The sequence below is a fragment of the Dyella sp. 01L423 genome (assembly GCF_056399945.1).
This window is the reverse complement of sequence record NZ_JBFTSI010000001.1, coordinates 628,944-645,702: the sequence shown is the minus strand read 5'-3', so window position 1 is coordinate 645,702 and position 16,759 is coordinate 628,944. Positions and strand designations below refer to the sequence as shown.

19 protein-coding genes are annotated in these 16,759 nt (G+C 65.0%); 10 read left to right on the top strand and 9 right to left on the bottom strand.

Going from position 1 to position 16,759, the window contains the following annotated elements:
- Window positions 1–74 precede the first annotated feature (74 nt).
- Complete coding sequence (locus AC1DMY_RS02835; RefSeq protein WP_477163499.1) at window positions 75–533, top strand: MarR family winged helix-turn-helix transcriptional regulator; 459 nt, start codon at window positions 75–77, stop codon at window positions 531–533.
- A gap of 4 nt (window positions 534–537) precedes the next feature.
- Window positions 538–966, top strand: coding sequence for an organic hydroperoxide resistance protein (locus AC1DMY_RS02830; protein WP_046972943.1), 429 nt, complete (start codon window positions 538–540; stop codon window positions 964–966).
- Between the two features lie 450 nt (window positions 967–1,416).
- Here the strand turns inward: AC1DMY_RS02830 and AC1DMY_RS02825 are convergent, their stop codons facing one another.
- Window positions 1,417–1,902, bottom strand: coding sequence for an FKBP-type peptidyl-prolyl cis-trans isomerase (locus tag AC1DMY_RS02825; protein ID WP_477163498.1), 486 nt, complete (start codon window positions 1,900–1,902; stop codon window positions 1,417–1,419).
- Between the two features lie 48 nt (window positions 1,903–1,950).
- A complete protein-coding gene (locus tag AC1DMY_RS02820) occupies window positions 1,951–3,192 on the bottom strand; it encodes an MFS transporter (RefSeq protein WP_477163497.1) in 1,242 nt (413 codons plus the stop codon).
- A 154-nt stretch (window positions 3,193–3,346) separates the two neighbouring features.
- Here AC1DMY_RS02820 and AC1DMY_RS02815 point away from each other — a divergent pair, with 154 nt between their 5' ends.
- The 3 genes from AC1DMY_RS02815 (at window position 3,347) to AC1DMY_RS02805 (ending at window position 6,253) form a co-directional block, all read left to right on the top strand.
- Window positions 3,347–4,012, top strand: a complete 666-nt coding sequence (locus AC1DMY_RS02815; RefSeq protein WP_477163496.1) for a methyltransferase domain-containing protein — start codon at window positions 3,347–3,349, stop codon at window positions 4,010–4,012.
- 170 nt (window positions 4,013–4,182) lie between these two features.
- Window positions 4,183–5,529, top strand: a complete 1,347-nt coding sequence (locus AC1DMY_RS02810) for a DEAD/DEAH box helicase (protein ID WP_477163495.1) — start codon at window positions 4,183–4,185, stop codon at window positions 5,527–5,529.
- Window positions 5,530–5,782: 253 nt separating this feature from the next.
- A complete protein-coding gene (locus tag AC1DMY_RS02805; RefSeq protein WP_477163494.1) occupies window positions 5,783–6,253 on the top strand; it encodes a pilin in 471 nt (156 codons plus the stop codon).
- Window positions 6,254–6,274: 21 nt separating this feature from the next.
- On the opposite strand, the gene rimJ is transcribed toward AC1DMY_RS02805, so the two are convergent.
- Genes rimJ through AC1DMY_RS02790 form a run of 3 tightly spaced genes read right to left on the bottom strand, consistent with a single transcriptional unit; the run spans window position 6,275 to window position 8,470 of the window.
- The gene (rimJ, locus tag AC1DMY_RS02800) at window positions 6,275–6,826 is read right to left on the bottom strand and encodes a ribosomal protein S5-alanine N-acetyltransferase (RefSeq protein WP_477163493.1); all 552 of its coding nucleotides are present in this window, start codon (window positions 6,824–6,826) and stop codon (window positions 6,275–6,277) included.
- On the bottom strand, window positions 6,823–7,671 hold the full coding sequence (gene fghA, locus AC1DMY_RS02795) for an S-formylglutathione hydrolase (RefSeq protein ID WP_477163492.1): 849 nt from the start codon (window positions 7,669–7,671) through the stop codon (window positions 6,823–6,825). Before fghA ends, rimJ begins: the two co-directional genes overlap by 4 nt.
- A 49-nt stretch (window positions 7,672–7,720) precedes the next feature.
- Window positions 7,721–8,470 (bottom strand): SDR family NAD(P)-dependent oxidoreductase, encoded by a 750-nt coding sequence (locus AC1DMY_RS02790; RefSeq protein WP_477163491.1) that lies wholly within the window; start codon window positions 8,468–8,470, stop codon window positions 7,721–7,723.
- A gap of 118 nt (window positions 8,471–8,588) precedes the next feature.
- On the opposite strand from AC1DMY_RS02790, the gene AC1DMY_RS02785 reads away from it, so the two are divergent.
- Window positions 8,589–10,484, top strand: coding sequence for a DEAD/DEAH box helicase (locus AC1DMY_RS02785; protein ID WP_477163490.1), 1,896 nt, complete (start codon window positions 8,589–8,591; stop codon window positions 10,482–10,484).
- 829 nt (window positions 10,485–11,313) lie between these two features.
- Window positions 11,314–12,114: a dioxygenase family protein gene (locus AC1DMY_RS02780; protein WP_477163489.1), complete on the top strand. Its 801-nt coding sequence runs from the start codon at window positions 11,314–11,316 to the stop codon at window positions 12,112–12,114.
- Here AC1DMY_RS02780 and AC1DMY_RS02775 read toward each other — a convergent pair.
- Together AC1DMY_RS02775 and AC1DMY_RS02770 are read right to left on the bottom strand one after the other, a co-directional pair.
- Entirely contained in the window at window positions 12,101–12,457 is a 357-nt protein-coding gene (locus tag AC1DMY_RS02775; RefSeq protein WP_477163488.1) for a cupredoxin domain-containing protein, read from the bottom strand. The two genes, AC1DMY_RS02780 and AC1DMY_RS02775, sit on opposite strands and share 14 nt — an antisense overlap.
- A complete protein-coding gene (locus tag AC1DMY_RS02770) occupies window positions 12,454–13,395 on the bottom strand; it encodes a metallophosphoesterase family protein (protein WP_477163487.1) in 942 nt (313 codons plus the stop codon). Before AC1DMY_RS02770 ends, AC1DMY_RS02775 begins: the two co-directional genes overlap by 4 nt.
- A gap of 162 nt (window positions 13,396–13,557) precedes the next feature.
- Here AC1DMY_RS02770 and AC1DMY_RS02765 point away from each other — a divergent pair, with 162 nt between their 5' ends.
- Window positions 13,558–14,106, top strand: coding sequence for a sigma-70 family RNA polymerase sigma factor (locus tag AC1DMY_RS02765; RefSeq protein ID WP_441604358.1), 549 nt, complete (start codon window positions 13,558–13,560; stop codon window positions 14,104–14,106).
- The gene (locus AC1DMY_RS02760; RefSeq protein WP_477163486.1) at window positions 14,093–14,878 is read left to right on the top strand and encodes an anti-sigma factor family protein; all 786 of its coding nucleotides are present in this window, start codon (window positions 14,093–14,095) and stop codon (window positions 14,876–14,878) included. Before AC1DMY_RS02765 ends, AC1DMY_RS02760 begins: the two co-directional genes overlap by 14 nt.
- A gap of 2 nt (window positions 14,879–14,880) precedes the next feature.
- Here the strand turns inward: AC1DMY_RS02760 and AC1DMY_RS02755 are convergent, their stop codons facing one another.
- Both AC1DMY_RS02755 and ypfJ read right to left on the bottom strand, forming a co-directional pair.
- Entirely contained in the window at window positions 14,881–15,243 is a 363-nt protein-coding gene (locus tag AC1DMY_RS02755) for a YkgJ family cysteine cluster protein (RefSeq protein WP_046971396.1), read from the bottom strand.
- Window positions 15,244–15,334: 91 nt separating this feature from the next.
- Window positions 15,335–16,201: a KPN_02809 family neutral zinc metallopeptidase gene (ypfJ, locus tag AC1DMY_RS02750; protein ID WP_477163485.1), complete on the bottom strand. Its 867-nt coding sequence runs from the start codon at window positions 16,199–16,201 to the stop codon at window positions 15,335–15,337.
- 108 nt (window positions 16,202–16,309) lie between these two features.
- Between ypfJ and AC1DMY_RS02745 the strand changes: the two genes are divergently transcribed.
- Window positions 16,310–16,705, top strand: a complete 396-nt coding sequence (locus AC1DMY_RS02745) for an MAPEG family protein (RefSeq protein WP_425479421.1) — start codon at window positions 16,310–16,312, stop codon at window positions 16,703–16,705.
- The last annotated feature ends 54 nt before the right edge of the window (window positions 16,706–16,759 follow it).

Sequence of the window (16,759 nt, the reverse complement as noted above, 5' to 3'; positions counted from 1 at the left end):
CTTAGGCTGCGCCTATCGTTCCAATTGAAAAATTGAATTGTACACAATTTAATTTTGCACTTACGGTTTAATCCATGAAACGGCAACCGACTCCCAACCAACTCCTGCTCGACCAGCAACTGTGCTTTGCGCTGTATGCCGCGTCGCGCTCGGTGACGGGGCTGTATCGGCCGCTACTCGAACCGCTGGGCCTCACCTATCCGCAGTACCTCGTGATGCTGGTGCTGTGGGAGCGCGACGGGTTGACCGTGAGCGAACTCGGCCAGCGTCTCCAGCTCGATTCCGGAACGCTCACCCCCCTGCTCAAACGCCTGCAGACCGCCGGCCTCGTGGCACGCCAGCGCCGCAAGGAAGACGAGCGCGTGGTGGATATCCATCTTACTGACGCCGGCTTCGCCCTACGCGACAAGGCCAGCGGCATTCCCGAATGTCTCGCGCAATGCATGCAGCTCTCGCTCGATCAGATGCAAACCCTGCGCGATGAACTGAAGCGACTCACCCAACAGATCCAACACTCCCCAAGCGAGGATTAAAAACATGAACATCAGCAAGATTCTCTACACCGCCACCGCCACCGTCCACGGCGGCCGCGAAGGTCACGCCAAGAGCGACGACGGCGTGCTCGACCTGCAGCTGGTGGTGCCCAAGGGCCTCGGTGGTCCGGGTGGCCAGGGCAGCAACCCCGAGCAGTTGTTTGCCGCCGGCTATGCGGCTTGCTTCGAAGGCGCCGTGCGCTTCGTGGCGCGTCAGCAGAACGTGACGCTGAAGGACGCTTCGGTGACCGCGCACGTGGGCATTGGTCCGCGCGAACCGACCGGCTTCGGCATTGCGGTGAAGCTGGAAGTGAATCTGCCGGGTATCGATCGCGCCGTGGCACAGGAACTGGTCGACACCGCGCATCGTGATATCTGCCCGTATTCGCATGCGACGCGCGGCAATGTGGATGTGGAAATCACGCTGGTCTGATCTGGCCTTCCAGGTTGGAAACGATGACGGCACCGCGAGGTGCCGTTGTTGTTTGTGGCCTGTGTCGATGCACGGCGGCAGCAGCGATGTGAGCGATCGGCAGGTTTGGAGGTATCGCTTCGTAGGCGTCGCGCACAGGGTGCGCTCCCACAAATATGTGGTCGCAACCTTGGAGCCGTGCCACGGCGTGCGAAACCTTGTAGGAGCGTACCCTGTGCGCGACCAACCAACGGAGCGGTACACCCACGCGCCGCGGTCGCGCACAAGGTGCGCTCCTACAAGGGAACGGCAACGGCGCTGGCGACAAGGCGACAACCGGAGACGATCGCCACTGGATACCGGCATGCGCCGGGATGACGAGCAAAAAAAAGCCGCTCCGTCTGGAGCGGCTTCTATTAGGCCTACCTTTATCCGTAGCCCCTCCCCAAAGGAGAAAGCCGACAGAGAAAGTTAGTGCGCCTCCGCACCCGGCGGATGCGCATGCCCATGAGAAATCTCTTCCTCAGTCCCATCGCGCACTTCATTGATGGTCACATCGAAATTCAGCGTCTTGCCCGCCATCGGATGGTTCAGATCCACATCCACCGTGGTCATGCCGACCTTCTCCACCACCACCACGCGGTGGCCGCCTTCCTTCAGCGCCAGCACCGTTGTCATGCCCGGCTTCAGCTTGGCCGCCTGCTGGAAGTACTTCTTCGGCACGCGCTGGGTCATGCCCGGCTGGCGCTCGCCATAGCCCTCGGCGGCGGCTACCTCGACCTGCAGGTTTTCGCCTGCTTCATGGTCTTCCAGTGCCTTCTCCAGGCCCGGGATCAGCTGGCCGTGGCCGAGCAGCACCCATAGCGGTTCGTTGCGGTCGAGGGAGCTCTCGACCTTTTCACCGTCCACCGTCAGCGTGTAGTGGAGCGAGATGACCTTGTCCTTGCCAGCCTTCATTGCATGTCTCGTGATGGATCAAACGCTGAATTCTAGCAGCCTGCCAGGCTACTCGCCCGTGCCCGGCGGGGAGCGGCCAAAGCGGGCGCCACGGGCCTCCGGGCCCGCCCAGGCGAGGAAGGCCAATAGCACGGCGACGGCGGCCATCCAGACCGACATGGCGAACGCCAGGCCGCCATGTTGCCGGGCGATCCACAATTGGGCATTGGCCGTCACCGCGGCCAGCAGGTTGCCGGTCTGATAGGCGAAGCCGGGCAAGGTGCCGCGCATGCCTTCGGGCGCCAGTTCGTTGAGATGCGTCGGCACCACGCCCCAGGCGCCCTGCACCATCACCTGGATCAGGAACGCGCCCAGCGCGAGCAGCGGCAGCGTGCTGCCGTACATCCATAGCGGAATCACCGGGATGGCGAGCAAGGCCGCCAGGATGATGGCCTTGCGCCGGCCGATGCGCTCGGACAGCGCGCCGAAGAACAGCCCTCCTACCAGCGCACCCAGGTTGAGCATCGCCACCAACATGAACGCCGCGCCCGAGCCGGTGGGCAGGTGCAGGCCCTCCTCCTCGAACGTGTGATACAGGTCCTGCGAGCCATGGCTGAACATGTTGAACGCCATCATCAGCAGCATCAGGTAGAGGGCGAGCTTCCAGTGCCCGCGCATCGACTCGAGCAGCCCCTTCTTGTCCTTGGCCGCGCGCTCCTGCTGCCACACCTCCGACTCCGGCACGCTGCGCCGGATATACAGCACCAGCAGCGCCGGCAAGGCGCCCACGATGAACAACCCGCGCCAGCCGATGTGATCGACCAGCAACCAGTTCACCAACGCGCCCAGGAAGAACCCGACCGGGTAGCCGCTTTGCAACAGGCCCGACACCACGCCGCGCGCCTTGGGTGGAATCGATTCCATCGCCAGCGACGCGCCGATGCCCCATTCGCCGCCCATGGCCACGCCAAACAGGAAGCGCAACACCAGCAGCATGGTGAGCGAGGTGGAGAACGCCGTGGCCAGCTCGAACACGGAAAACAGGATCACATCGAGCATCAGGATGGGACGCCGGCCATAGCGATCGGCCAGTCGCCCGAACAACAGCGCGCCAATGGGTCGCGCCGCCAGCGTGAGCAGCAAACCGAACGCCACTTCCTGATTGCCGACATGGAATTCCTGCGCCACGCCCACGATCACGAAGGTCAGCAGGAAATAATCGAAAGCATCCAGCGTCCAGCCCAGGAAGCTGGCAAAGACGGTATGACGCTGGGTCGAGGTGAGCTCTCGAAAGGGCGCGAACGGCGACATGTGCTGCTCCACGATAAAGGATCACGACCGCCCGCGCGGCTCGCAGGGCGCCAAGCGAACCATCACCGCCGCCCCAGCGCAAGCCGGATGTGGTGCCGGTCGATGTTTGAATGCATGCTCGCCTTCACATCACGCAGCCATGGAGTGGGCTGACATGTCGCTCATGGATGCCACCCTGTATCGCATCGCCAACTCGTACGACCACTGGCTCCAGCGCCGCTACGTCAAGGGCAAGCTGGCGGCCGACCCTGCGTACGCGGCGACGGCGGCGCTGGTGATGAACCGGCCGATGCCACTGCTGGACATCGGCTGCGGCATCGGCCTGCTCGGCCAATACCTGCATGCGCGTGGCGTCGTCACGCGCTATCTGGGCGTGGACAACGACTCGCGCAAAATCGACGCTGGCAACCGGGCGCTACGGCAATCCGGCCTGGATGGCGTGTTGCAGCTGCGCCAGACCGACGGTGTAGCGGAGCAACCCATCCGCGGTCACGTGGCCCTGCTCGACGTGCTGCACTACCTGCCCTGCGACGGCCAGCGCGCATTGCTGGAGAACGCGATCACCCATGTCGCCCCGGGCGGCCTGCTGGTGATCCGCAATGTGCTGCGCGAACGCAGTTGGCGTTATGCCCTCACCCGCGTCTCGGAGTTCTTCCTGAGCGCCAGTGGCTGGATGCGGGTGGGCGCCCAGCACTATCCCAGTGCCGAGGAGCTGCGCGGGCTGCTTGAGGCCGCCGGGCTTTCAGTCACCATCCGCTCGCTGCACGGCAAGATGCCGTTTGACAGCTATCTGGTGGTGGCAGAGCGGGCACGGGCTTAAACACCCCGAAACCAGGGCTTCACACCCCGCCCTGCGCCCCGGTTTGGCAAACCAAGCAGCTAATTCAGAATTGCGCTATACTCCCCTGTCACGACCTTCCGTCGTGCCTCCCCCTTACTGATACTGCAACGCGGTTCGATTCGAACGCTCCGGGTTGCTCTGGAGCTTCCATGACTTTCGAATCGCTGGGCCTTGCGCCCGCGTTGTTGCGCGCGCTTGCCGACCAAGGCTACGCCATCCCTACCCCCATCCAGGCTGCAGCCATTCCGGTTGTGCTGGAAGGCGGCGACCTGCTCGCCGCTGCCCAGACCGGCACTGGCAAGACCGCGGCGTTCGCGCTGCCGCTCTTGCAGCACCTCTCCAATGCCGGCGCCACCCAGACCCGTCGCCCCCGTGCCCTCGTGCTCACGCCGACGCGTGAGCTGGCGGCCCAGGTGCACGACAACCTGCGCGACTACGGCAAGTACCTGCGCGTCAGCAGCACCACCATCTTCGGCGGCGTCAGCATGGGTCCGCAGATGCAGGCGCTGCGTCGCGGCGTGGACGTGGTCATCGCCACACCGGGCCGCCTGATCGATCACATGCAGCAGCGCTCGCTGGATCTGTCCGGCGTCGAAGTGCTGATCCTGGACGAAGCCGACCGCATGCTCGACATGGGCTTCCTGCCCGCGTTGAAGCGCATCCTGTCCGCCGTGCCCAAGCAGCGTCAGACGCTGCTGTTCTCGGCCACGTTTGCCGGCCCGATCAAGGCACTGGCCATGCAGTTCATGCATCAGCCGCGCGAAGTGTCAGTGACCCCGGCCAATAGCGTTGCCACCACGGTCACCCATCACGTGCATCCGGTGGACGCGGGCAAGAAGCGCGACCTGCTGCTGCACGTGCTGTCGCAGGACAGCCGCCGCCAGACCCTGGTGTTCAGCCGCACCAAGCACGGCGCCGACAAGCTGGTGACGTTCCTGGGCGCTGCCGGCCTGCGTGCCGCCGCGATCCACGGCAACAAGAGCCAGAATGCCCGCACCCGCGCACTGAGCGACTTCAAAACCGGCCGCGTCACTGTGCTCGTGGCGACCGATATCGCGGCCCGCGGCATCGACATCGATCAGCTGCCCATCGTGATCAACTTCGACCTGCCGATGGTCGCGGAAGACTACGTGCACCGCATTGGCCGCACCGGCCGTGCTGGCGCCGAGGGCATGGCCGTGTCGCTGGTGAGCCATGACGAGTCGGGCCTGCTGCGTGACATCCGCAAGCTGCTCAAGCAGGACATCGCGTTCAGCGACGTGCCGGGATTCGAGCCGTCGCATCCGCTGCGCACCGACGCCGCTGCACCGCGTCCGGTGCAGGGCCAGCGCCAGGCGCGTCCGGCTGCCCGCCCGCAGGGTGGTCGTCCGCAGGGCTCGCATCGTCCGCACGGTCATGGCTCGGGCCATGGCTTCGGTGGCGGCGGCGGCGAGCGTCCGGCCGAAGGCAACCGCAAGCGCCAGCGTCGTGGCGGCCGTCCTGCCGCCAAGGCGTAAGCACGACCCATCGTGAGGCCTCGCGCTCAGGCGCAGAGGCCTCACGACAGTTGCAAGCGGCCCTGTGTGGGCCCACGCAAGTGATCCGCACTATTTCCTGAACCGTGGCGCGTGGCGTTGGCCCTGCCGCCAACGATCTATGCGAAGGTGTACGCACGTCCTTTTGGCGTAGCTGCCCCATAGCTTTGACGAATCTCCACATTCGCTTGCCACGAGATTTGTCCAGACATCGTCACGGTAAAGGAGCATCGAGATGAGCGGCGAACGTTCCAAGCCCATCATGATCGGCCTTGCACTACTCGCCATCGTGGCCGTAGTTGCCACCATCGCGATTCCCGCCTGGCGCAATCACCGCGTGTCCGAACACCTGGACGAAGCGCTGCAGACCGGTGAAGCGGCGAAGCTGGTGGTGATGGAAGCTGCCACCGTGCGAGGCGGACTGAGCCAGCTCAAGCCGGGCGACCTCACTTACAACGCCTCATCGTCGCCCAGTGCCTATACGTCGAAGATCGACGTCTCCGAAACTGGGCGCATCACGATTGCGACGCAAAACACCGGCGCGACGCCCGACCCCGTCTTTCTTCTCACCCCCTTGGACAACTCAGCGCCCGGCGGCAACGCCCCACTGGTGTGGAGTTGCGACATCATTGCCGGCGCCACCCAATGGATGCCCGCACGCTGCACACGCCCCGCACTGGCAGCACCAGCGACGACCAAGGGCTGAACGGTCGCGCTGTCGTCAAAGCTACGGCTCTCGAATGCGCGACGTGAGCACGTGGTCTTCCCACACGCCGGCTATCTGCAGGTAGCGTTTGGCGTAGCCTTCGCGCTCAAAACCAAGCCGCTCCAGCAAGCGACCGCTGCGCTCGTTGCGCGGCATGTAGTTGGCCATCACACGATGCATGTCCAACTGATGGAAGGCCCACGGCAGCGCCGTTTCCAACACCTCCTGCATCAAGCCCTGCGCCTGCCTGCGCTGGGCGACGCTATAGCCCAGATGACAGGCCTGGAACGCGCCGCGCACGACGTTGGCGAAGGTGAAACTGGCGAGGATTTCCTGTCCTGACAGATCCACCGCAAAGAACGGGTAGGCGCGATCCAGGCGCACCGCCTCGCGCGATTCCGCCAGCGTCTGCACACAGTGGTCGAGCGTGTAGTAAGCGTCGTCGCGCAGCGGTTCCCACGGCGCCAGGTGCTCGCGGTTCTGCTCGCGATAACGCAGCAGCTTCCACGCATCGGCCACCTCGACCAGACGCAACACGGCGCGGCGCGTGGTGATGGGATGCAACACGCTCACGACAGCCCCAGCGCCTCGGCGTGGTGACGAAGATGATCGTCGATGAAGGTGGTGATGAAGTAGTAGCTGTGGTCGTAACCGGCATGCCGGCGCAGCAGCAACGGCTGGCCGCCTTCAGCGCAAGCCTGGTCGAACAGTTCGGGCTTGAGCTGCGTGGTGAGAAAGCCATCGGCCTCGCCCTGGTCGATCAGGATGGTGCCGTCGAAACGGTGCGTGCGCACCAGCTCGCAGGCGTCATAGTCCGCCCAGGTTTTCATATCGTCGCCGAGATAACGTGGAAATGCTTTCTGTCCCCACGGCACCTGGCTAGGCGCCACGATGGGCGCGAACGCCGATACCGAGCGATATCGATCCGGATGGCGCAACGCAATGGTGAGCGCGCCATGGCCACCCATCGAATGACCGGTGATGCCGCTGCGGGCAATATCGGCAGGAAAGTGCGCTGCAATGAGCGCAGGCAGTTCATCCACGATGTAGCTGTGCATGCGGAATCGCGACGACCACGGCGACTGCGTGGCATCGAGATAGAAGCCTGCGCCTTCGCCGAATTCCCAGTCGCCGGTGGCGCCGTCCAACCCCGTCTGGCGCGGGCTGGTATCGGGCATCACCAGGATCAGCCCCAGCTCGGCTGCCAGCCGCTGGGCGCCGGCCTTGATCGTCGCGGTTTCTTCTGTGCAGGTGAGCCCGGCAAGGAAATACAGCACCGGGCACGGCTGCTGCGCCGCTTGCGGCGGCTGGAACAGCGCAAAGCGCATCGGCCCGCCGCACTGCTCCGAATGATGCCGGTAGAACCCCTGCACGCCGCCGTGGCAGCGTTGCTCGGAGATCGTCTCTATCCCTGTCATGGTCAGTCCTTGTGCTGAAGCCGATAGTGCCAATGATAGTGCGCCTGCTTCAGCGCTCCTGGTCAGTGGGGCGCATCAGCACTTCGTTGATATTGACGTGGGCAGGCCGCGATACGCAGAACGTGATCGCTTCCGCCACGTCGACCGACTGCAGCTGGCGCATGCTGTCGGCCCACGCGTTGAGGTTGTCCTTGGTGGCGACGTGACCGATGTGGTCGCGCAGTTCCGTCTCCACCACGCCCGGCTCGATCACGGTGACGCGGATATTGTGCTGGTAGACCTCCCGGCGCAACGCTTCGGAAAACGCCACGACGCCGAACTTGGTCGCCGAATAGGCAGCGGCGTTGGGGTTGGCCACGCGGCCGGCCGTCGACGAGATATTCACGATGTGACCGTCGCGGCGCTGGCGCATGCCGGGCAACGCGGCCTGCGTGGAGGCGATCAGGCTCAGCACGTTCAGCTCCAGCATGTGGCGCCAGCGGCCGAGATCGGCCTCTTCGACCGGTTCCAGGTACATCACGCCGGCATTGTTCACCAGGATGTCCAGGCGGCCGTAGTGCGCCTCCGTCTCGGACACGATGCGCTGGGCTTCGTGCTCGTCGGCCAGATCCGCCACGAGCACCAACGGATCGGCGCCCAGCGTTTGCAGCTTCGCAGCCAGCGCTTCCAGGCGGTCGCGGCGGCGAGCGGCGATGGCGACCCTGGCCCCCGCTTGGGCCAGGTCGAGCGCGGTGGCCTCGCCGATCCCCGAGGAGGCGCCAGTGACCAGCGCGACACGACCATCAAGACGTCCAGACATGAATAATCCTCACTAATCAGCCATCAGGCGGCACAAAAATCCCGGCGGACCGGGCCAGCCTGTTACAATAGCGTCATTCTCCCGCATGCCCTCGTGCATGCCATGTCGAGGTTCCCCCATGTCCTCCCCGTCTTCCGATTCCCAGCCGGCAGCCGTCGGCTTTGCTGCGCTTGGCCTTCATCCGGAGCTGCTGCGCGCACTCACCGACGTCGGCTACGAATCGCCTTCGCCGATCCAGGCCGCCACCATTCCGCCGCTGCTTGAAGGCCGCGACGTGCTTGGCCAGGCGCAGACCGGCACCGGCAAAACCGCCGCGTTCGCGCTGCCGATTCTTTCGCGCATCGACTTGAAGCCCGGCAAGCCGCAGGCGCTGGTGCTGGCACCGACGCGCGAACTGGCCATCCAGGTGGCTGAAGCATTCCAGCGTTACGCCACGCACATGCCAGGCTTGCAGGTGCTGCCGATCTACGGCGGCCAGAGCTACGGCCCGCAGCTGCACTCGCTCAAGCGCGGCGTGCAGATCGTGGTGGGTACGCCCGGCCGCGTGATCGACCATCTCGATCGCGGCACGCTCGATCTGTCCGAGCTGAAGTTCCTCGTGCTCGACGAAGCCGACGAAATGCTGCGCATGGGCTTCATCGACGACGTGGAAAAAGTGCTGCAGGCGACCCCGCCGCAACGCCAGGTGGCACTGTTCTCCGCCACCATGCCGGCGCCGATCCGCAAGATCGCGCAGCAGCATCTGAAAGATCCGCGCGAGGTGACGATCAAGTCGTCCACCACCACGGCGGCGAATATCCGCCAGCGCTACTGGTTCGTCAGCGGCATGCACAAGCTCGACGCGATGACCCGCATCCTCGAAGCCGAACCGTTCGACGCGATGATCATCTTCGCGCGCACCAAGTCGGCCACCGAAGAATTGGCCGAGAAGCTGCAGGCGCGTGGCCTTGCCGCCGCCGCCATCAACGGCGACATCGCGCAGGCGCAGCGCGAGCGTGTGATCCAGCAGTTGAAGGAAGGCAAGCTCGACATTCTCGTGGCTACCGACGTGGCCGCGCGTGGTCTGGACGTGGAACGCATCAGCCACGTGATGAACTACGACATCCCGTACGACACCGAAAGCTACGTGCACCGCATCGGCCGCACCGGCCGCGCCGGTCGCAGCGGCGAAGCCATCCTGTTCGTCACGCCGCGCGAGAAGGGCATGCTGCGCGCGATCGAGCGCGCCACCCGTCAGCCGATCGAAGAGATGAAGCTGCCGACCGTGGAAGCGGTCAACGACGTGCGCATCGCCAAGTTCAAGCAGCGCATCAGCGACACCATCGCCGTGGGCGAACTGCAGCTGTTCCAGCAGCTGATCGAGCAGTACGAGCAGGAACACAATATCCCCGCCGTGGAAATCGCTGCCGCGCTGGCACGTATCGCCCAGGGCAACCAGCCGTTGCTGCTGACGCCGCCGCCCAAGCGCGAATTCACTCCGCGCGAACCGCAGAGTCGCGAGCATGGCCGTGACCGTGGCGATCGCGAGCATCGCGAACATCGCGGCGAACGCGAGCATCGTCCGCACGATCGCGATGCCGGTCCGCGCGATTTCACGCCGCGCCCGGTACGTGCGCACAACACGGAAGAGGGCAAGCGCACCTATCGCGTGGAAGTGGGCCATGAGCACGGCGTCAAGCCGGGCAACATCATCGGCGCCATCGCCAACGAAGCCGGCCTGGAAAGCGGTCACATCGGCCGCCTGAGCATCCGCGGCGAATACAGCCTGATCGACCTGCCCGACGGCATGCCGGCCGAGGTGTTCCAGCACCTGCAGAAGGTGTGGGTGAGCCAGCAGCAGCTGCGCATCAAGCCGTGGGACGGCGATGACAGCGGCGCCGGCGATGCTGCTCCGCGTCGCGCCGGAGGTGGATTCCGTCCGGGTGGTGGTTTCAACAAGAAGCCGGGTGGCGGAAAGCCGCGGCCGCAGGGGCATGGTGCGGGCGGCAATAAGGGGCCGCGTCGCGCGAAGTAAGCGTGGGGCCTCGTCCGCCTGACATCGCGCGCCACATCAAGAACCGAATCACGCCCGGCACTGCCGGGCGTTTTTTTGTAGGAGCGCACTCTGTGCGCGAACAGCCTACGGAGAGGTACACCTCAGCGCTGCGGTCGCGCACAAGGTGCGCTCCTACAAGGGTTACGCGGATCTGGGAATGGCGCGCCGCCGCTCGGCTCGTTGTGGGAGCGCACCCTGTGCGCGACATACCTACGGAGCGGTACACCGCGGCGTGGCTGTCGCGCACAGGGTGCGCTCCCACAGACAAGCCGGCGCGGCAGAGGGAGGGAGCGATGCCTAAGCCGATGCGCAGCGGGGCCCCGCTTTAAGTACTCAGCGATTCGGGCGCGTTGCGCAGCGCTTTGCAGTACCCGCTGTGTACCCTCGGAGGTTGTCCCACAACAGCCAGCCTCAAGCGTTCGGGCTTATCCCAGCACGATGCTGCGGGCGTTATCAGGCCATTTTCTTTGGGTTACTTTTCTTTTGGGCCAGCAAAAGAAAAGTGACTCGGCTGCCGGCAGGCAGTCGAAACGCCCGCCGCGTAGGCGGCACGCTGGCCTCAACGCGACGATCGCAGCACAAAGTCACTGGATCCCTGCCTTCGCAGGGATGACGATCAAGGGCGGGATCCTTGCCTTCGCAGGAATGACGACCTGAAAGGCTGAAAGCAGGCGTCAGGACGACGAGCACGAAGTGGCATGGCGAAATCCCCCATCGTTCCCCTCCAGTGACGCATCGTTCACCCCACGCACGCTGCAATTCCCTGGCAAATCCCTACCCTATGGTGGTCCCCACGAGGAACGCCACCATGACCACCCTGCCCAGCCTCTACATCTCCCACGGCTCGCCCATGACAGCGATCCAGCCCCGTCGCGTGGGCGAGCGGCTGGCCGAGCTTGCGCGCGAGCTGCCCCGGCCCAAGGCCATCGTGATCGCCACGGCGCACTGGCTGGCGCGCCAGCCGCACGTCGGTGGCGCAACGCGGCCGGAGACCATCCACGATTTCCATGGATTTCCGCAGGCGCTGTTCGATATCCAGTATCCGGCGAAGGGCGAGCCGGCACTCGCTGCGCATGTGACCGAGCTGCTCGACAAGGCTGGGCTGCCGACCACGCTCGATCCCACGCAGGGCCTGGATCACGGCGCCTGGGTGCCGCTGCGTCTGCTCTATCCCGACGCCAACATCCCTGTCGTTCCCCTCTCCATTCAACCGCAGTTGGGGCCCGCCCATCAGTACGCGGTGGGCCGCGCGCTGGCGCCTTTGCGCGACGACGGCGTGCTGGTGATCGGCTCGGGCAGCATCACGCACAACCTGCACGATTTCCGCGCCGGCTACAGCGGGGAACGCGAGGCGCCGTACGTACGCCCGTTCATCGAGTGGATCGAGCACAAGTTGTCCGAGGGTGACGTGCCCGCCCTGCTCGACTATCGCCGCCAGGCGCCGTTTGCCGAACGCGCGCATCCCACCGACGAACATCTGCTGCCGCTGTTCGTGGCGCTGGGCGCGGCGGGCGGGGACTCGCACGCCCAGCGTATCGATGCAGGCATCGAATACGGCCTGCTCGCGATGGACATCTACCGCTTCGACAGCGCCGTCACTTCACGATGATCGTGCCTACCATCATGGGATGGATGGCGCAGTAGTAGGTATACGTGCCAGCGTGATCGAACGTGATGGCGTAGCTGTCGCTGGTGTCCAGCGCTTTTGACGTCGCAAACTGATTGCCCGCGCTGACCACCACGTGCGGCTCTTCATCAAGATTGGTCCACACCACGCGCGTGCCCGCCGTGATGGTCAGGGTTTTCGGAGCAAACGCAAAATCCTTGATGTCCACCGTGGTGGGCTTGGCGGGCGTGCTCTTCGCCGCATTGGCAGCCAGCGCCGGCGAGGTTGTCGCCGCGGCCACGACCAAGCTGGTGATCACTGAAAGCGACCATGACATCACGTTCATGCCATCACCTCTTCGGTCACGGCCAGCGCGTGGCTGCCCTGCACGTGGCGCACGTCGCGAATGCCCAGATAGCGGTGCAGATCGTTCGGCGCGACATCCTTCATCGGTCCCGGCGCCGGCGCCGTGCCCGGTGCCGGCTGCGGATAGGCAGTGGAGCGCGCGGTGTAGAACGTGATGCTGCCTTCCACCTTCTGCTGGATCTGGTGGATGTGGCCGTTGAGCACGCTCACCGAACCGAAGCGACGCAGATAGCTCACCGCTTCATTGCTGTCGTCCGTGCCCCAGCCCCAGTCCGGATAAAGCGGCCATAGCGGCATATGTGCGAACACCACCAGCGGCGTGTCGGCAGAAAGTCCGGCGAGATCCTTCTTAAGCCACGCCAGCTGATCGGCGCCGAGCGAGCCCAGGCCGCCGGCTTTCAGATTCAGCACGTTGATCAGTCCCACGAAATGCACGCCGTGGTGGTCGAAGCTGTACCAGCCGCCACTCTGTTGGCGCTCGCCGAAACGGCGGAAGAATTCGGCGCCGTTGTCGCCGATCACGTCGTGCTCGCCAGGCACGTAGAACACCTTGGCCATGCGCGCGTCCTGCATGATGCCGGACAGCGCGTCGAATTCCTCCGGTCGCGACAGATGCGTGAGATCGCCCGTATGCAGCACGAAGTCGGGCTCTTTCTTCTGGGCGTTGATCATCGCCAGCGACTGCCGCAGCGTGCCGGCGACGTCCATGTTCGGCGCTTTTTTAAAGCCGATATGCGAGTCGCTGATCTGCGCGAAACTGAAGGTTGAGTCGGCGGCGCTGGCCGCGCCCTGGGCGTTCAGCGGCTGGGCTTTCAATACGCCGCCGTGCATCAGCCATAGCGTGCCGGCACCGGCCCACGCCATGCATTTGAGGAACTGGCGGCGGTCGCCGGCCTCGAGGTCTTGAATGTCGTCCATCGTCGGATCTCCGCTAGTGGCGGCAGACACTTCGTCCGCGCCCTAAGCCCAATACCCACCGATGCACGCGTCTATTCCCGGCACGTGCCGCGAAACTCGCGTTGGAATAAAGTGGCCGGAACCGGGGTATACCCACTTATGCCATCCCAGCCGACCGCCAGCATGAGAGCCGCCGACGCCGCCCGAAGCGCACGCTTCGAGGCACAGGTGGTGCCGTATCTGGACGCGGCTTACAACCTCGCCCACTGGCTCGCACGCAATCCCAGCGATGCGCAGGATGTGGTGCAGGAAGCGATGTTGCGTGCACTGCGTTATTTCGACAGCTTCCGCGGTGGCGACGTGCGCGTGTGGCTGCTGGCGATCGTGCGCAACACGTTTTATACGTTGCGCAGTCGCACCCCGCAGGATGCGCTGCACGACGAACTGGACGAGGCGGTGCATCCGCTCATCGACGATGGCCCGTCACCCGAAACCCTCACCCTGCTTGCCGTGGACGTCGGCGCATTGCAGGCGGCGCTGGAACGGCTGCCGTCGCCATTGCGCGAAATCCTGGTACTGCGTGAACTGGAAGAATGCTCATACAAGGAAATCGCGACCATCACCGGACAGAAGATCGGCACGGTGATGTCCCGTCTTGCGCGCGCCCGCGATCGCTTGCGGGCCGAACTCACCTGCCGGCCCAAGGAGGTACGCCGTCATGATCTGCGATGACGCTGGGCTGCTTTTGCACGCCTATCTCGACGACGAACTGGATGCTGCCAGCAGTGCGGCGATGGCTCGCCACCTGCACGAGTGCAGCGCGTGCAAATCCCGTTACGAGACCTACGCCATCATGCAGAAGGCCTTGTCCGAACCGGCGTTGTATCGTCGCGCACCGGATGCACTGCGCGCCCAATGGACGACGCCTGCAGCGCCTGCGGCGCCTCCAAAGGTGACACCGATCACGGTGCGGCGACGCACACCTGTTGCGTTCGCGGCGGCAGCGGGCTTTGCCGCGGCGGTGCTGCTCTCCGTGCCGGCGTGGCTGCACTGGCTGCCCACTCGCGGCGGGGATGATGCCATCGTCGCCCAGGCCATTTCCGGCCATGTGCGCTCCTTGCAGGGCGAGCATCTGATGGACGTGGTGTCGACCGACCAGCACACGGTCAAGCCATGGTTCGAGGGCAAGCTGGATTTCTCGCCGCGGGTGAAGGATCTGGCCGCCGAAGGCTTTCCGCTGGTGGGTGGCCGCCTCGATGCGCTGGAGGGCCATAGTGTTGCCGCGCTGATCTACAAGCGTCACCTGCATGTGATCAACCTGTTCCAGTGGCCCGCCGAGACTCGGCCAGCTGTGCAGGCCGTCAGCCAGGAGCACGGTTACACGGTGATCCGCTGGACCGGCGACGGCATGCACTACGTGGTCGTCTCGGACGTCAACGAAGGTGATCTGAAGCAGTTCGTGCTGGCCTTCCAGAACGAGGCCAATCCACTGATGGGGCGCTGAGCTCAGTCGCCGGACACGGCCAGTGGCCAGTGTTCCGGTGTGAGCGGCGGCAAGCCATGGCCTAGCCGCGCCTTGTCGCACTGCGCGCTGGGACGGCCGAACTCCCACGACGGCTCTACCTCGCGGCACACCGAAGGCCGGCGCTCGTAGATGCCGCAATGGGCCGCCGTCCCCACCGTGCCCTGCAACGCCACGCAGCGCGGCCGCGAGGCCTGGGTACCGCGCATGACCAGGCGATGAGGGTCGAGTGTCTCGGTGAGTTCTGGCGGCACCACGCCATCCAGCGACGCGTCCGCCTCGGACCAATGAAAGGCCACGCGGAAATAGGCGCAACAGGCACCGCAACTCAGACAGGGATGCAACATGCAGATGGTTCTAAAACGCACCCCGAGGCGCGCAGGCCGCCATTCTAAAACGTCGAAGACCCGCATGGCGGGCCTTCGACGTGCTTTGAGCTCAGGGCTCGCCCGCGAACGTATTGCAGCTGGCGATATCGCCGCTCTGGAAGCCGGCGGTAAACCATTTCACGCGCTGCGCCGAGGTGCCATGCGTGAACGAGTCCGGCACCACCCTACCCTGGGCCTGCTGCTGGAGCGCATCGTCGCCGATCTTGCTGGCCGCGTTGAGCGCCGATTCGATATCGCCCGGCTGCAGCCACTGCAGGCGCTGCTGGCTGTGGTTGGCCCACACGCCGGCGAAGCAATCGGCCTGCAGCTCCTGGCGCACCGACAAACCATCGGCGCCTTCCATCCGCGCGCCACGACGACGCGCCTGCTCCACCTGGTCGAACACGCCGAGCAGGTTCTGCACGTGGTGGCCCACCTCGTGCGCAATCACGTAAGCGCGGGCGAAATCGCCGGCCGCATGGAAACGGCTTTCCAGCTCCTGGAAGAACGCCACGTCCAGGTAGACTTTCTGGTCGCCGGGACAATAGAACGGCCCCACCGCCGTGGAAGCCGCACCGCAGGCGGTACGCACGCCGCCGCTGAACAAGTCGAGCTTGGGATCGACGTATTGCCGGCCATGCGCGGTGAAGATGTCGCCCCAGGTCTTCTCGGTGGAACCGAGGATGGCGCTGACGAAATCCTTGGTCTGCGGATCGACATTGGCCGGCTGCCCGCTGGGTGCAGCGACCTGCTGGCCGCCGCTGTCGACCTGGCTCAGCAGAGCGGTCGGATCCTTGAAAAACACCAGGCCCAGGATCGCCAGGATGACGATGCCACCGATACCCAGTCCGCGTCCCCCACCGAAGCGGGGACCGCCGCCGCCTCCGCCGCTGTCGACCTCGACGTTCTGACTCCGTTCGCCTTTCTGCCAATCCATAGGAAGGCCCTCGCTCATCCAACGATGGCAAGACGATAACCCCTCCCGCCCCCTCCCGCCATTGGCACGCGATGGCTACAGTGGGCGACCTTTCCGCGAGTACCCGCCATGATCCAGCACCTGCCCGCCGTCGTCGTCCTGCTGACGGTCCTGCTCCAGTTCGGCACCGTCTGGGCCACCGGACACGCACGCGAGAAATACGGCGTGAAGGCGCCGGCCATCGACGGGCATCCGGCGTTCGAGCGCGCCTGGCGAGTGCAGATGAACACGCTGGAATCGACCGTAATCTTCCTGCCCACCCTGTGGCTGGCGGTGCAGTACGGCTATCCGCTGTGGGCTGGCGTGGCGGGTCTGGTCTGGGTGGCTGGCCGCGTGTGGTACGCGGTGGCTTACCTGCAGGATGCGGCCAAGCGTGGGCCGGGGTTTATGGTGTCTTCGATGGCGTGGGGCGTGACGCTGGTACTGGGGGTTATTGGGTTGGGGCGTGCATTGTTGATCGGTTGAGGCCAAAGGCGTCGCGCACAGGGTGCGCTCCCACAGGACGAGGTTGTGGTGGGA

Bases quoted from the DNA above. Each gene is read 5' to 3' on its own strand.
- ypfJ (WP_477163485.1), bottom strand. From the start codon at position 16,201: ATGGATTGGCAGAAAGGCGAACGGAGTCAGAACGTCGAGGTCGACAGC.
- AC1DMY_RS02770 (WP_477163487.1), bottom strand. From the start codon at position 13,395: ATGGACGACATTCAAGACCTCGAGGCCGGCGACCGCCGCCAGTTCCTC.
- AC1DMY_RS02830 (WP_046972943.1), top strand. From the start codon at position 538: ATGAACATCAGCAAGATTCTCTACACCGCCACCGCCACCGTCCACGGC.
- AC1DMY_RS02780 (WP_477163489.1), top strand. From the start codon at position 11,314: ATGACCACCCTGCCCAGCCTCTACATCTCCCACGGCTCGCCCATGACA.
- AC1DMY_RS02810 (WP_477163495.1), top strand. From the start codon at position 4,183: ATGACTTTCGAATCGCTGGGCCTTGCGCCCGCGTTGTTGCGCGCGCTT.
- AC1DMY_RS02755 (WP_046971396.1), bottom strand. From the start codon at position 15,243: ATGTTGCATCCCTGTCTGAGTTGCGGTGCCTGTTGCGCCTATTTCCGC.
- AC1DMY_RS02745 (WP_425479421.1), top strand. From the start codon at position 16,310: ATGATCCAGCACCTGCCCGCCGTCGTCGTCCTGCTGACGGTCCTGCTC.
- AC1DMY_RS02805 (WP_477163494.1), top strand. From the start codon at position 5,783: ATGAGCGGCGAACGTTCCAAGCCCATCATGATCGGCCTTGCACTACTC.
- AC1DMY_RS02820 (WP_477163497.1), bottom strand. From the start codon at position 3,192: ATGTCGCCGTTCGCGCCCTTTCGAGAGCTCACCTCGACCCAGCGTCAT.
- AC1DMY_RS02815 (WP_477163496.1), top strand. From the start codon at position 3,347: ATGTCGCTCATGGATGCCACCCTGTATCGCATCGCCAACTCGTACGAC.
- AC1DMY_RS02775 (WP_477163488.1), bottom strand. From the start codon at position 12,457: ATGAACGTGATGTCATGGTCGCTTTCAGTGATCACCAGCTTGGTCGTG.
- AC1DMY_RS02760 (WP_477163486.1), top strand. From the start codon at position 14,093: ATGATCTGCGATGACGCTGGGCTGCTTTTGCACGCCTATCTCGACGAC.
- AC1DMY_RS02785 (WP_477163490.1), top strand. From the start codon at position 8,589: ATGTCCTCCCCGTCTTCCGATTCCCAGCCGGCAGCCGTCGGCTTTGCT.
- AC1DMY_RS02765 (WP_441604358.1), top strand. From the start codon at position 13,558: ATGAGAGCCGCCGACGCCGCCCGAAGCGCACGCTTCGAGGCACAGGTG.
- AC1DMY_RS02790 (WP_477163491.1), bottom strand. From the start codon at position 8,470: ATGTCTGGACGTCTTGATGGTCGTGTCGCGCTGGTCACTGGCGCCTCC.
- AC1DMY_RS02825 (WP_477163498.1), bottom strand. From the start codon at position 1,902: ATGAAGGCTGGCAAGGACAAGGTCATCTCGCTCCACTACACGCTGACG.
- AC1DMY_RS02835 (WP_477163499.1), top strand. From the start codon at position 75: ATGAAACGGCAACCGACTCCCAACCAACTCCTGCTCGACCAGCAACTG.
- fghA (WP_477163492.1), bottom strand. From the start codon at position 7,671: ATGACAGGGATAGAGACGATCTCCGAGCAACGCTGCCACGGCGGCGTG.